The organism is Marinobacterium sp. NO-S09 (assembly GCF_059179545.1).
In genome coordinates, this window is record NZ_CP168954.1 from 1,107,432 (window position 1) to 1,121,959 (window position 14,528).

12 protein-coding genes are annotated in these 14,528 nt (G+C 55.8%); 5 read left to right on the plus strand and 7 right to left on the minus strand.

Annotated features, from left to right (window positions below):
* The first annotated feature begins 138 nt into the window (after positions 1–138).
* Positions 139–1,395 (plus strand): GGDEF domain-containing protein, encoded by a 1,257-nt coding sequence (locus tag O3C79_RS05250; RefSeq protein ID WP_494385082.1) that lies wholly within the window; start codon positions 139–141, stop codon positions 1,393–1,395.
* 244 nt (positions 1,396–1,639) lie between these two features.
* On the plus strand, positions 1,640–3,820 hold the full coding sequence (katG, locus tag O3C79_RS05255; RefSeq protein WP_494385083.1) for a catalase/peroxidase HPI: 2,181 nt from the start codon (positions 1,640–1,642) through the stop codon (positions 3,818–3,820).
* Positions 3,821–3,916: 96 nt separating this feature from the next.
* On the opposite strand, the gene O3C79_RS05260 is transcribed toward katG, so the two are convergent.
* Together O3C79_RS05260 and O3C79_RS05265 are read right to left on the minus strand one after the other, a co-directional pair.
* Positions 3,917–4,339 carry an acyl-CoA thioesterase gene (locus O3C79_RS05260; protein ID WP_494385084.1) on the minus strand — a complete coding sequence of 141 codons (423 nt, stop codon included), beginning with the start codon at positions 4,337–4,339 and terminating at the stop codon, positions 3,917–3,919.
* Between the two features lie 110 nt (positions 4,340–4,449).
* Entirely contained in the window at positions 4,450–5,373 is a 924-nt protein-coding gene (locus tag O3C79_RS05265) for a LysR family transcriptional regulator (protein ID WP_494385085.1), read from the minus strand.
* A gap of 97 nt (positions 5,374–5,470) precedes the next feature.
* On the opposite strand from O3C79_RS05265, the gene O3C79_RS05270 reads away from it, so the two are divergent.
* Positions 5,471–7,405, plus strand: a complete 1,935-nt coding sequence (locus tag O3C79_RS05270; protein ID WP_494385086.1) for an FAD-dependent monooxygenase — start codon at positions 5,471–5,473, stop codon at positions 7,403–7,405.
* Positions 7,406–7,482: 77 nt separating this feature from the next.
* On the opposite strand, the gene pobA is transcribed toward O3C79_RS05270, so the two are convergent.
* The 5 genes from pobA to O3C79_RS05295 all read right to left on the minus strand — a co-directional run bounded on the left by pobA (position 7,483) and on the right by O3C79_RS05295 (position 12,211).
* Positions 7,483–8,694, minus strand: a complete 1,212-nt coding sequence (gene pobA / locus O3C79_RS05275) for a 4-hydroxybenzoate 3-monooxygenase (protein WP_494385776.1) — start codon at positions 8,692–8,694, stop codon at positions 7,483–7,485.
* Between the two features lie 216 nt (positions 8,695–8,910).
* Positions 8,911–9,339, minus strand: coding sequence for a type II 3-dehydroquinate dehydratase (gene aroQ / locus O3C79_RS05280; RefSeq protein ID WP_417533414.1), 429 nt, complete (start codon positions 9,337–9,339; stop codon positions 8,911–8,913).
* A 15-nt stretch (positions 9,340–9,354) separates the two neighbouring features.
* On the minus strand, positions 9,355–10,623 hold the full coding sequence (locus tag O3C79_RS05285) for a TRAP transporter large permease (protein ID WP_076464574.1): 1,269 nt from the start codon (positions 10,621–10,623) through the stop codon (positions 9,355–9,357).
* A 1-nt stretch (position 10,624) separates the two neighbouring features.
* A complete protein-coding gene (locus O3C79_RS05290) occupies positions 10,625–11,098 on the minus strand; it encodes a TRAP transporter small permease (protein ID WP_076464576.1) in 474 nt (157 codons plus the stop codon).
* Positions 11,099–11,191: 93 nt separating this feature from the next.
* Positions 11,192–12,211: a DctP family TRAP transporter solute-binding subunit gene (locus O3C79_RS05295; protein WP_076464579.1), complete on the minus strand. Its 1,020-nt coding sequence runs from the start codon at positions 12,209–12,211 to the stop codon at positions 11,192–11,194.
* A 447-nt stretch (positions 12,212–12,658) separates the two neighbouring features.
* Between O3C79_RS05295 and O3C79_RS05300 the strand changes: the two genes are divergently transcribed.
* Positions 12,659–13,510 (plus strand): shikimate dehydrogenase family protein, encoded by an 852-nt coding sequence (locus tag O3C79_RS05300; protein ID WP_494385087.1) that lies wholly within the window; start codon positions 12,659–12,661, stop codon positions 13,508–13,510.
* A 179-nt stretch (positions 13,511–13,689) separates the two neighbouring features.
* The gene (locus O3C79_RS05305; protein ID WP_494385088.1) at positions 13,690–14,361 is read left to right on the plus strand and encodes a GntR family transcriptional regulator; all 672 of its coding nucleotides are present in this window, start codon (positions 13,690–13,692) and stop codon (positions 14,359–14,361) included.
* The last annotated feature ends 167 nt before the right edge of the window (positions 14,362–14,528 follow it).

A 14,528-nucleotide genomic window follows, 5' to 3' on the forward strand; every position in this document is an offset into this window, starting at 1 on the left:
TATACATAGAGTTAACATGTGAAGCAATTGTCTGTTTAGTGATCAACAGACAATTGCAGGAAAAAAACAGATCGCCAGATGCTTGAAGCCTGAACAAACCCTTATATTCTTTAAGGAGTCTTCAAGAGTGGGAAATGGATGCAACTGCGCCAGCTGTTCCTGATCAACCTTATCGTCGTGCTGCTGTGCAGCCTTATCGTCGGCTTTTCCTGGCTGGTGAATCGGAATGCGCTCGAAGGGGCGGGGTTGTCCGTGTTCCAGGCCCAGGGGCGTGCGGCGTTCGAGTTGATTCGGGCAGCACGTCACTGGAATGCTGATACGGAAGGCGTCTATGTTCCCGTGTCCTCTGATATTCATCCCAACCCCTATTTACACCTGCCGGATAGAGACATCACTGATAACCATGGGCGCCAGCTGACGCGTATCAACCCTGCTTACATGACGCGGCAGATATCGGAGCAGCTTGAGGGCCAGGATGTGGCCCTGCGCATTACCAGCCTGAAACCGCTTAACCCCACCAATGCACCGGATGAATGGGAGCGCTCTGCCCTGAGCTGGATGGAGCAAAGCGGAGAGTTGGAGCGGGTGGAGTTGTTTGAAGGCCGTTATCGCTATATGGCAGGGCTCAATATTGTCCACAGCTGCCTGCCTTGCCATGAACAGATGGGGTACAAAATAGGGGACCTGCGCGGGGGTATCAGCTTCAGCCGTGATGCCAAACGCATGGACCCTCTGGTTAACGGCATGCTTGAACGTGTGGATAAAATGCATCTCTGGGTTTGGGCGGTTCTGGTGGTGTGTGCGTCTGTGTTGGCCAGCCTGACCTTCGGCTTCTGGCAGCGCCTGGTAGGCAGTGAATCGGTGCAACAACGACTGAGGTCCCTGGTAGAAACTGACTATCTGACCGGTGTGTTGAGTCGCCGAGAATTGATGAGTCGTCTGGATCAGGAGGTCGAACGGGCACAGTGTTTTGTTTCCCCGCTGGCATTGATGATGATCGACCTGGACCACTTCAAGCAGGTCAATGATCGTTTTGGCCATGCTCAGGGTGACAAGGTGTTGGTTGAAGTCGCTCAGGCATTGCAGCACGAACTGCGTAAGGTCGATAGCATCGGCCGATATGGTGGTGAGGAATTCACCGTGATTGTGCCAAACACGGAGTCAGATGATGCTTTGAATCTGGCTGAACGCTTGCTGCAGCGTGTTCGTGAGCTGGAGATCAGGACCGAAAATGGTGAGCACATCCAGATCACCATTAGCGTTGGTCTGGTGTGTAACCGGGATTTGTCACAGGTGCTGACAGCCGATTCATTGCTACGAGGGGCTGATCAGGCGCTTTACAACGCCAAGCATGCGGGGCGAAATCGGGTTGAGCAGGAACATCCTTCCGGATAACACCTTTCTTTCTCCAGTAACTTTGCGTCGGTATGTGCCGACTGGATTTGCATTCATCCCGATAGGTCTTGCCTATCGTTGCCATTAGAAATGTCACTTTGGCTAATCCACAGCCAGCGTCTAGTCTGAAGCTAACCAAAACACAACAGGTCCAACTCAAGGTTGAGAGCGGTGTGTCCTGAGTAATCAGGCACTTATGAACACCGGTTTGTGAGTCTTTGGATAACAAGCAGAGGAAATGGAAATGAGCCAGAACAACACAGGTAAATGCCCTTTCATGCATGGCGGCAACACCGCCAGCGGTAACGATAATATGGAATGGTGGCCGAATACGCTCAACCTGGACATCCTCCACCAGCATGACACCAAGACAAACCCTCTGGGCGAAGACTTCGACTACGCAAAAGAATTCAAGAAGCTCGACCTGGAAGCGGTCAAGAACGACCTCAAGGCGCTGATGACTGATAGCCAGGACTGGTGGCCGGCCGACTGGGGGCACTACGGTGGTTTGATGATTCGTATGGCCTGGCACGCTGCGGGTTCCTACCGTGTGGCCGACGGTCGCGGCGGTGGTGGTACAGGCAACCAGCGTTTTGCTCCGCTCAACAGCTGGCCGGACAACGGCAACCTCGACAAGGCGCGCCGCCTGCTGTGGCCGATCAAGAAGAAATACGGCAACAAACTCTCCTGGGCCGATTTGATCATCCTGGCCGGTAACATGGCCTATGAGTCAATGGGCTTCAAAACCTTCGGCTTCGCCGGTGGTCGCCCCGATATCTGGCACCCGGAAAAAGACACCTACTGGGGCTCCGAGAAAGAGTGGCTGGCGCCGACCGGCAGTGAGGGCTCGCGTTATTCCGGTGAACGTGATCTGGAAAACCCGTTGGCAGCCGTGATGATGGGCCTGATCTACGTTAACCCCGAAGGTGTGGATGGTAACCCTGACCCGCTGAAAACCGCTCAGGACATGCGTGTCACCTTTGAGCGTATGGCGATGAATGATGAAGAGACCGTGGCCCTGACGGCCGGTGGCCATACAGTGGGTAAGGCACACGGTAACGGTAATGCCGATGATCTGGGGCCTGAGCCTGAAGGCGCTGACGTAGAAGAACAGGGCCTTGGCTGGAACAACAAGGTGGGGCGTGGTATCGGCCGCAACACCGTGACCAGCGGGGTTGAAGGTGCCTGGACCAGCGAGCCGACCAAGTGGGACTATGGTTACTTCGATATGCTGCTCAACCACGAGTGGGAGCTGACCAAGAGCCCGGCGGGCGCCAACCAGTGGAAGCCTGTGGATATCAAGGAAGAGGATATGCCGGTGGATGTGGAAGACCCCTCCATCCGCTGCATGCCGATGATGACCGATGCCGATATGGCACTGAAAATGGATCTGGAATACCGCAAAATTTCCGAGCGTTTCTACAAGGATCCCGAGTATTTCGATGATGTCTTTGCCCGCGCCTGGTTCAAGCTGACCCACCGTGACATGGGGCCGAAAAGCCGTTACCTGGGTGCTGATGTGCCCAGTGAAGACCTGATCTGGCAGGACCCGATCCCAGCTGTGGACTACACCCTGACGGACGCTGAAGTAGAGGACATCAAGGGCAAGATTCTGGCCACTGGCCTCAGTGTGGGCGAACTGGTTGCAACCGCCTGGGACAGCGCGCGTACCTTCCGTGGTTCCGACTTCCGCGGCGGCGCCAACGGTGGTCGTATTCGCCTGGCACCGCAGAAAGACTGGGAAGGTAACGAACCTGCCCGCCTGGCCAAGGTCCTCAAGGCGCTTGAAGGTGTGCAGTCTGGTTTGAGCAAGCCGGTCAGCATGGCCGACCTGATTGTACTGGGCGGTACAGCAGCGGTTGAGAAAGCCGCTCAGGATGCAGGTGTCAGCATCAAGGTACCTTTCGCACCGGGTCGTGGTGATGCCACAGACGAGATGACCGATGCCGATTCCTTCCAGTACCTGGAGCCGCTGCATGATGGCTTCCGCAACTGGGTGAAAGGCGACTATGTGGTCAGCCCGGAAGAGATGATGCTGGACCGTACCCAGTTGATGGGCCTCACCGCACCGGAAATGACTGTACTGGTCGGTGGTATGCGCGTGCTGGGCACCAACCATGGTGGCAGCAAACACGGTGTGTTCACTGATCAGGAAGGCGTGCTGAGCAATGACTTCTTTGTCAATCTGACCGACATGCAGTACAGCTGGAAGCCGACCGGCAAGAACAGCTACGAGATTGTCGAACGCAACAGTGGCGCCGTTAAATGGACAGCCACCCGTGCCGATCTCGTGTTCGGTTCCAACTCAATCCTGCGCGCCTACGCTGAGGTTTACGCTCAGGACGACAACAAGGAGAAGTTCGTGAAGGACTTCGTCGCGGCCTGGACCAAGGTGATGAATGCGGATCGCTTTGATCTGAGCTAAATCTGCCCTGGTTGGCGTGAGCTCAAAAACAAAACGCCGGCTCCTTGAGAGTCGGCGTTTTTTTATGGCTGGGCAAGTGTGCGGTAAGCCGTTTGCTCAAGCCTGAGTCAACAGGAACCGGCTCAGGGCCTCTTTGGCTTGAGATGATAGCGGCTGGGATTTGCGTGTTGTTTCGTTCATCTGCACGATGATTGTCTCAGCCGTGGCGACGCACTGCTCGTTCTGATACAGCTGTTGATACAGTGTCATTGAGCTGTTGCCGATTTTCAAAACGCCTGTGCCGATATCCACACGTCCGGGCCAGCGGACCTCACCCAGTAACTGCAGGTCCAGTTTGGCGATCACATAGACGGCACCCTCGGCCACCAGCGGGGCTTCGGCATCGTAGAGCATCTCGGCACGGCCCGTTTCCAGAAAGGTGGAAAATACGGCACTGTTCACGTGTCCCTGACTGTCGGTATCGGCAAAGCGCAGCTTGTCGTAGGTTTGCAGGGGGAAATCGCTGAGTGTATGCGTCATAAGTCTGTCCTTGAACATCAGCAGTTAGGATCAAGCGAGTCGTAGAGCGTCGCACAGCCTTGGCTGCAAGTCATTACCATTTCACGACAGTTCCATATCCGATCACAAGCCTAAAGCGAAAGCCCGTAGGTGGGTTTATCCCGATCCAGCTGGCGCATAAGCTCGCTGATAATGTGGCGCACTTTCAGCATTTCAGGCCGTTCCTCTCGGTCGATGCGGGACCAGAGTGCCAGGTCACGCCGGGGGCCGGGCTGGCCGTCCACTTGCAGCAGTTGCTCCGGTGATACCCGGCCGGTCATCAAGGTCAGGCGTGCCGGCAAGCGCACCAACAGGTCGGTGGTATTCAGCAGGTGCAGCACCGAGTGGATGCTGCCGGTCAGTGCCATGCGTGCCGGCAGGGGGGCGGTCAGGTTCTCTTGAGTATCGAGGAAGCCAGCGCTGGCGCCCGCAATCATCCAGTTGTGTTCTGCCAACTGGGTGGCGTCTACCGGTGTGTGAGTACTTACAAGCTTGTTCTTGCGGCCGGCAAATACACCGGTGCGATCCCGGAACAGGATGTCACGATTCAATCGCCCCTGGGATACGGACAGGTGGGCATGAGAAATCAGGAAATCCAGCTTTCCCGCTTGCAGCAACTGGATCTGGGTGGCCGCAGATGCCGTCCTCAGGTGAAACACGTAGCGGCTTTCCTGCAGAAGTGCGGAGGTCATCTCCTCTACTGCCGCGAACTCCCAGAGCGGGTCGATCCCGATCACGAACTCCTGATGGTAGCCACTGTGCCATTGCCGGATCACTTCGTCGCCATGATCGGATTCAGCCAGAATGCGTTCACCGATCCGGGCCAGCCGCGCACCGATTTCGGTGGGTTCCACGCCGTAACGGGAACGGGTGAGTAAGGGAGCGCCCACTTTCGCTTCCAGCTGCTTGATACTGCGGGTCAGTGTCGGTTGGGTCACATAGAGGTGCTCAGAGGCACGACTGATCGACCCCTGTTTCACGACAATCGCCAGTTGTTTCAACAGGTTGGGGTTCATGTATGCAAATTCTTTTTATCTGGGTATAAAAACCTATTTTTGCTGATATCTGAAACTGTTTAAAGTCTTTCCCATAATAATGAGAGGAGAGTATCCCATGCAGTTTCACGTTGATGGTTTCTACCCAGGCGACCCGCGTTTTTCCGACCCTCAGGACCGAGTTGTTCCTCCGCCGATTAAGCGTCCCTTGCCGGAAAAGGTGGATGTGTTGATCGTGGGCTGTGGCCCGGCCGGGTTGAATCTGGCGGCACAGCTGACCAAATTTGCCGGTATCCAGGTGGCCATTATTGATCAGAAGGACGACAGGCTATTGGTTGGACAGGCCGATGGCATCGCCTGTCGTACGATGGAGATGTTCCAGGCGTACGGCTTTGCTGATCAAATCATCCAGGAAGCCTATCAGGTGAATGAAGCGGCGTTCTGGAAACCCGATGTTGATCAGCCCGGCCATATTGTACGCAGCAGCAAGGTGCAGGATGTGGCCGATGACCTGTCGGAAATGCCGCACCTGATCATCAACCAGGCCCGTGTGCACGACATGTTTCTGGATGTGATGCGTCAAAACCCCGGTAAGGTGGAGCCCCATTACCAGCGCAAACTGCTGGAACTGGAGGTTAATCCCGATGCTGGGGACTACCCGGTGACGGCGCGAGTCGAACGGCTGGTGAACTACTCCCAGTACTCGCAGGAGATTGAAACCGTCAAAGCCCACTATGTGGTGGGCTGTGATGGCGCTCGCTCCAATGTCCGAACGGCCATTGGCAAGGAGCTGGTGGGTGATGCACTGAATCAGGCCTGGGGCGTGATGGATGTGCTACTGAACACCGACTTCCCGGATATTCGTCTTAAATCGCTGATCCATTCCAGTCATGAAGGCAATATGCTGATCATTCCGCGTGAAGGCGGTTACATGGTGCGTATCTATATCGAGCTGGACAAACTGAAAGCAGGCGAGCGTGTGGCCCGTGATCAGATGACCCCCGAGGTGCTGATCGCAGCCGCCAACCGTATCCTCCAGCCCTACAGTATCGATGTAAAAGAGGTGGCCTGGTGGAGCGTGTACGAGATAGGTCAGCGCATTACCACTGCGTTTGATGACTCTACCGATACCCGCGCGGCTCGCGTATTTCTGGCCGGGGATGCCTGCCACACCCACAGCCCTAAAGCGGGACAGGGGCTGAATACCTCGGTGATGGATACCTGGAACCTGGGCTGGAAGCTTGCGCATGTGCTCACCGGTCGTGCGGATGAGTCAATTCTGAAAACCTACTCCGATGAGCGTCGTGAATACGGCCAGGCACTGATCGATTTTGATCGCGAGTTCTCGCGTATGTTCAGTGCCAAACCCAGATCGGCCGAAAACCCGGACGGTGTCGATCCGGAAGAGTTTCAGCGCTATTTTCAGCTGTTTGGCGAATACACCGCCGGCGTCTCCATCCAGTACCGTCCTTCCATTATGGTCGGTGAAGGGCAGCATCAGGCGTTGGCCAAGGGCTTTACGGTTGGTAAGCGCTTCCATTCGGCCCCTGTTGTGCGCCTGGCGGATGCCAAACCGGTGCAACTGGGACACTGTCATCTGGCTGATGGTGCCTATCGTCTCTACGCCTTTGCCGGTAGTACCGAGCCCATGTCAGATAACTGTGGCGTGAAGGCACTCTGTGAGTTTCTGGACAGGGATGAGCGCTCACCGCTGAGGAAGCACACGCCCGCGAATGCGGAGCAGGATGCGGTGATCGATGTGCGGGCGATTTTCCAGTCGCATCATCAGACTATTGAAACCGGCAGTCTGCATCCGCTGCTGACGCCTGAGAAAGGCAAGTACGGGCTGCGTGACCATGAAAAGGTGTTCACGGTGGATAACCGACCGTCGTCATCGGGTGGTGGCATGAACATTTATGAGATGCGCGGCATCGACAGGGAGAAAGGCTGCGTCCTGATCGTGCGACCCGATCAGTATGTAGCAGAAGTATTGCCACTGGACGATTATGCCGGGGTGGCCAACTTCTTCAGCAGGGTCCTGCTGGACGCCTGATTAGACTCCTGTGTGATACTACGAAAAAGGCCGGAGCATTTCGCATCCGGCCTTTTCATATCGGGAGCTGAAGAGCTTCAATACTCTTTCAGTTCTTCGTAGGGCAGACCCACATACTGCTCGGCGATCACCTTGCGACCGTGTTCTGAGTTCAGGTAGTAATCGATTTCTGAGGTCATGAAGCGGCCGAACATCTGGCCTTCCAGCCCGTTGTTACTCACCTCGGTGCCGAAGTCGTGCATCATATTGGTCATCCACCAGCTGAAGCGCTCACCGTTCCAAACCCGGCGCAGGGCGATCTCGGAATACTGCTCGATATAGCGATGATCACCGGTTTCGTACACGCGGGTCAGAATCTTGTACAGGGTAGCCACGTCCGACGCGGCCAGGTTCAACCCCTTGGCTCCGGTGGGCGGGACAATATGTGCAGCATCGCCGACCAGAAACAGGTTGCCGTACTGCATGGGCTCACAGACAAAGGAGCGCAGTGGGGCGATGCTTTTTTCCAGACTGGGACCGGTCACCAGTTTAGCCGCAATTTCTTCAGGCAAGCGTTTCTTAAGCTCGTTCCAGAAGTCGTCATCCGACCAGTCTTCAGCCTTGTCGGTCAGATGCACCTGCAGGTAATAACGCGAGCGTGTAGTCGAGCGCTGGCTGGCCAGGGCGAAGCCGCGTTCGCTCTTGGCGTAGATCAGTTCATCGTGGCAGGGCGGAGTGTCAGCCAGCAGGCCCAGCCAGCCGAAGGGGTAGACGCGTTCAAACTCGGTACGCACATCTTCCGGGATGGTCTGGCGGGATACACCATGGAAGCCGTCACACCCGGCAATGAAGTCGCAGTCCAGACGGTACTCTTCGCCGTTGTGCTCAAAAGTGACAAATGGTTGATCGCTTTTGACGTCATGGGGCTGAACCTGGGCAGCTTCGTAATAGGTATCCAGTTCGGCTGCCTGACGTGCTTCCATCAGGTCGCGCGTGATCTCTACCTGTCCATAGCACACCACCACATCACCGCCGGTGAGTTCTTTCAGATCGATGCGGGTGCGCGTGCCGTCCACCACCAGCTCCACGCCTTCGTGGACATGCCCTTCGGCATCCATGCGCTCGGCGACACCGGCTTCACGCACCAGGTCGGCGAAACCCTGCTCCAGAATACCGGCGCGGATACGGCCCAGCACATAGTCCCCGGTCACGCGTTCCAGAATGATATTGCTGATACCCTTGCGTGCCAGCAGCTGTCCCAACAGCAGACCGGAAGGGCCTGCACCAATGATGGCAACCTGAGTCTGAATCGTCTTCATGGCGTTCTCTTATTCTTGGTTAATATGAATCGCGTATGGCCTTCATGATCGGGGATAGTGGTCAGACGATGAATGGAATAAAGCAACGCTTGCCGGTACTTTTTGAACACTTGAGGGACGTGGGAAAGGGAACAGTCCTAATAGAAAAGGCCCCGTGACAGTTGCCTGTCGACGGGGCCTGGAAGGTGGGGCTTTCGGAAGCTCTGTTTACTGCGCGAAATAGTCCAGTGCCAATACGTAGCCCAGCGTACCCAGACCGGCAATCACGCCTTCGGCACGGCTGGAAACATAGGAGTGATGGCGGAAGGCTTCACGCTTGTGGATATTGGAGATATGCACCTCTACCACCGGACCTTCAAAGGTGTTGAGAGCATCCAGAATAGCCACTGAGGTGTGACTATAGGCGGCCGGGTTGATCACAATACCGGCGGCCTGCTCACGAGCCTGGTGAATAATATCCACCAGCTCTCCTTCGTGATTGCTCTGGAAAAACGCAATCTCCAATCCGAGTGCATCCCCTTTTTCTTCCATGCGCTTCTGCACATCGGCCAGGGTTTCATGGCCATAAATTTCCGGCTGGCGCTTGCCCAGCAGGTTCAGATTGGGGCCGTTCAACACATAAATCAGCTTGCTCAAAATCCGATCTCCAAGTTAATAACCAAACAGACGTGGCAGGAAGGTTACGGTGTCGGGGATGAAGGTGACAATTGCCAGAACGGCCAGTTCAACCAGGAACAGCGGCATGATCTTCCTGGAGATGGCACCAACCCCCACATTGGCGATGGAGTTCGACACGAACAGACATATCCCCATGGGCGGCGTGACCAAGCCTATCATCAGGTTGAAAATCACCACAATGCCGAAATGAACCGGGTCCAGCCCCAGCTGCATGGCGATTGGGTGCAGGATCGGCAGCAGAATCAGCATGGCGGCAATCCCTTCCAGGAACAGCCCGATCACCAGCAGAATCATGTTTACCGCCAGCAGGAACATCCAGGGGCTCGAGACCTGCTCCAGCACGATCTCACTGACTTTCTGCGGTACCTGCGAGAAGGTCAGCAGCCAGTTGGCCACGGAGATCACCGCGATGATGATCAGAATCACCGAGGAGTCACGCATGGCCCGCACAAAAATGCTCGGCAGCTGGTTCAGATGCAGGCTTTTCAGAATGAACATGCCGGCAAAGAGGGCGTAGCCTGCCGCCAGTGCAGCCGCTTCTGTCGGTGTCACGATACCGGTGAGGATTGAGCCGACAATGAAGATCGGCATGAACAGCGGAATCCAGGCGTCCTTGAGTGCGATCAGACGTTGCTTGAACGGCATGCGCGGATGCTGAGGCGCATAGTGGGCAGCCTTGATACGGACATAGATGGACAGGCCGACGGCCAGCAGCAACCCCGGTACTACACCGGCCAGGAACAGCGCCGGCACGGACACGCCCGACGTGATCAGGGCATAGATAATGACCGGAATACTGGGCGGAATCATGGGCCCGATCACGGATGAAGCGGCGGTCAGGGCTGCGGCGAAGTCACGCGGATAGCCCTCTTTTTCCATCTCGGGGATGAAGATACGGCCCAGTGCCGAGGTGTCGGCAACAGCGGAACCGGACAGGCCGGCGAAGATCACCGAGGCCCAGATGTTGACCTGAGCAAGGCCCGCCTTCATGTGACCGACACAGGCATTGGCAAACTTGATGATACGACCGGTGATACCGCTCTCGTTCATCAACTCGCCGGCCAGCACAAACAGGGGAATCGCGAGGATGGCAAAGGAATCCAGACCGGAGAACAGACGCTGACTGATCAGGCTGATGGGAAAAGGTGTCTGGGTCAGGTAGCCAGTGACTGCCAACAGAATGGCAAACGCAATGGGGCTGCCGATCAGCAGCAGAAACAGGAGAATCAGAAAACCGGTCATATCATTCTTCGCTCTGTGCTTGCTTGGCGCGCAGGTGGTCGGGCAGCTTGAGCAGTGCCGCAATGGCCAGGCCCACGCCGGCGACAATCATGGCGGACTGGAACAGGCTCATGGGGAGTCCGGTGCCGGGCGCATCGATACCGCCGCGCTTGAGCACAAACTGATAGCCGGACCAGGCCACGATAATGCCGGTTCCCAGTGCAATCAGGTCTGATGCCAAATGGAGTAGGCGCTTCACAAAGGGCGGTACGCTGTGCTCCAGAAAGCCGAATTTGATATGCAAATCCTGCAGGTAACACAGAATCGTGCCGAACATGGCGCCATAGATCATGGCGTAGCGGGCAACTTCTTCACTCCATTGAATCGGGTAGTTAAGCAGGTAGCGGGACAGGCTGCTGCACAGCACTACGGCAAAGACGATGAACAGAGAGCCCCCTGTCAGCCAGGCCAGCAGCTTGGAATATAGAAGTTTCATCGGACTATCCAACACATAATAGGGCGTCAAAAAACCGGGAATGGATGGGGTTCCATCCCCGGTTTTTGTTAATTACTTCCTGTGGCTGGAAGTTTAGTTGGATTCAGCGGCCTTGACGGCGTTCTGGGCTTTATCGATCCAGCTGCTGTCGATCTCGCCTTTCAACCATTCGATAACGGCGGGCTGAGCGGCCTGACGGAACTGGGCCATCTGGTCAGCCGTCAGCGAGGTGATCTCCATGCCTTCAGCTGCCAGTTTGGACAGGCCTTCGGCAGAGTTGAACTGCTGGATGGCACGGCCTACGGTGCCGGCAACCTTGGAGGCGCGGTCCACGATGGCGCGATCAGCATCGGACAGGCCCTGATAGATGTCATCGTTGATGACCAGGAAGTCAGTGCCGTACACGTGGCCGTCCAGGGTCAGGTAGTCCTGCATTTCATAGAACTTGGCGTTGTAGATAACGCCGACCGGGTTTTCCTGACCATCAACAACGCCGGTTGTCAGCGCTGATGGCACTTCAGGCCAGGCGATCGGTGTGGGCTCACCGCCCATGGCTTTGACCATTTCCACGTACAGCGGCGTAGTCATCACGCGAATTTTGAGACCATCCAGGTCGGCCGGAGTTTTGATCGGGCGCTTGGAGTTGGTGAAGTTGCGGAAACCGGTTTCACCGTAGGCCAGGGTGCGCAGGCCGGTTTTGCTCTGGCAGTGCTGGCTCAGGTTTTTGCCGAATTCACCATCCAGTACTTCCCAGGCGACAGGCGCAGACGGGAACAGGTAGGGAATCTCCAGTACGGCAGCTTCCGCGCAAAGCTTTGAAAAGGCACCGGACACCATGGCCATGCTCAGTGTTCCGTCCTGTGCGGACTGCAGCAGTTCGGTTTCACCGCCGAGCTGACCGGCCGGGTAAACATTCACCTCAATACGACCGCCACTTTCGGCTTCGACCAGGTTTTTGAACACCTGAGCAGCAGCGCCTTTCTTGGAGGAGGTCCATTCCTGAGGATCAACATGGCCCAGGGTGAGGGTTAGATCGGCAGCCTGTGCCTGGAAGGAGATAGCAGCGACCGCAGCCGCAAGTCCCAGTTTTATTTTTGTTGTGGAAATTTTCATGCTTCGTTCCATCTCTGTTTGTTGGGCAGGTATGCCTGCTGATTGTTGTTTTGGGTCGATCAACTGTCCGAATCGATAGGTTGGAGGCTAGCAACAGGATTGGGTGAGGTCAATATTATGGGGTTAAAAGAAAAATATCCTATACTTTTACGTGTTTTTCCTTTGCCTAATTAACTACTAATAGGCCATAAGTCCAAATTTTGTCAGCAATTTTGCGATTTTAAGCGGTTTTTTGCGGGAAAAATGTAGCTCTGACACGGAATTGGTTGAAAAAAAGCAGTTGTCATTGAGTGTAAAATTATAGGATGATTTTATAAATATCCTATAAATGGGCCGGGTGAGTGTCTTTCCGTACATCCGAGAGGCCAGGCCCACAACAGAATAATAAGCGGACAGCCCTGCTACAGGCTGTAAGGGGACTGCCGCATGCATGATGGAGACACAAACATGTTGAAGCTTGGCCTGATCGGGCAGTCCATTGCTCAATCCCGAGCGCCCGCCCTGCATACCATGCTGGGTGAGTTGCATGGACTGGAGGTGAGCTATGCACTGCATGAACCCAAAGATGCCAGCCCTGAAGCCTTTGCTGACACACTACGGGAGCTGCAACAGGCCGGTTACCGTGGCTGTAATGTCACCTTTCCCTACAAACAGATTGCCGTCAGCCATGCACAGGAGATGAATAAAGCGGTGCAGCGGGTAGGATCCACCAACACGCTGGCCTTTGGCGAGCAGCTGTTTGCCGGCAATACCGACTACACAGGTTTCATCCGTGGCTATCAGGCGCGCATGGGCGATAAGGCTGCCGGCTCAGTGCTTCTGCTGGGCGCAGGAGGTGTCGGGCGGGCGGTGGCCTTTGCATTGCTGGAGCTGGGCGCCACGGAAATTGCGGTGTATGACCTCAGCCATGAAGGGGCCGAATCCCTGGCCGCAGCGCTCTGTGCAGCCGGTATCAAGGCCCTTGCCGTCAGCGACGATAAACTGGAGCAGGCGGCACGGCAGGCAGACGGGCTGATCAACTGTACGCCGATTGGTCACTACAAGACGCCGGGCATTCCGCTGCCTGCCGAGTACATTCAGGGACAGCACTGGGCCTTCGATGCGGTCTACACGCCGCTGGATACGCCGTTTCTGGTGGCTGCCAAGGCGGCCGGTCTTGAACTGGTCACGGGGTTCGACCTGTTCTTTTTCCAGGGGCTGGATGCGTTCGAAATTTTTGCCGATATGAAGGTTGATCCGGCACGCGTACTGGAGCCTTTCAAGGCGCGTTTTGATATCAAGAGTGCGCTGTTCGGCTGATGTAGAGGTTTTGCGGTGTTCAAGCCAACGTGTATCGGTTGCAATGTTGGTTGCTTGGGGTGGCAGGTACACCCCTTTTTTATATGAGCTATGGCGCTGTTCCGGCAAAGGTGGCGCGACGCTGGGCCTGATGTAGTAACATACTGCCGGTTGGTGACATTCATTTTGCAGGACAGAGTATGAACAGCGACCTTGATCGCAAACTTGTAGGGCAGTCAGCGTACGAGCAGTTACGCAATGACATCATGAGCGGTAGCCTGATGCCGGGTGAGAAGCTCAAGCTGAATGCGCTCAAGTCACGCTACAGCGTGAGTGTGAATACTCTGCGCGAGACCCTGATGCGCCTGGTATCCGATGGCTTTGTCGTTGTTGAAGAGCAGAAAGGCTTCAAGGTTAAGCCGGTATCCGTTGCCGATCTGGAAGAGTTGATCGAGCTGCGTGTGGTGCTGGAAACGCTGGGACTGCGCAAGTCCTTTGCCAACGCTGATACCGGCAATCCGGTGGAATGGAAAGCACACCTCATCAGCGCTCACTACCGACTCAGCTGCATGGAAAAGCTGATGATGGAAGACGAGACAGTCAATGTCAGCGAATGGGAAAGGGTCGACCGTGACTTTCACATGGCGATTGTATCCAACTGTGGCTCCAACCAGCTAATCCGCTATCACGCCTCCGTGTTGGAGCAGTTCATGCGCTATCAGCTGTTGGCGCTGAAGAAGCGCCCCTTCCGTGGTCAGGAAGTCGCCGATGAACATCGTGCTCTGCTGGACGGTCTGGTCAATGACGATGTCGAAGGCGCTGTTGAAGCGCTGGAAGCCCATATCCGCAAGGGCAGTCAAGTCCCCGTATAAGCCTGTTCAAGGCTGGCTCCCTCTCCTGTAGCTGATTTATCGCTATTTCGAACATGCAGACCGCTCTGGCGAGTGGTCGTCTGTCGCGTGCCTGCTTGGGCTGTTTCACCCTGTACACAACACTGAGTTATCCACATACCGCCACCAGGCAGGCGCTACTGGGTGCC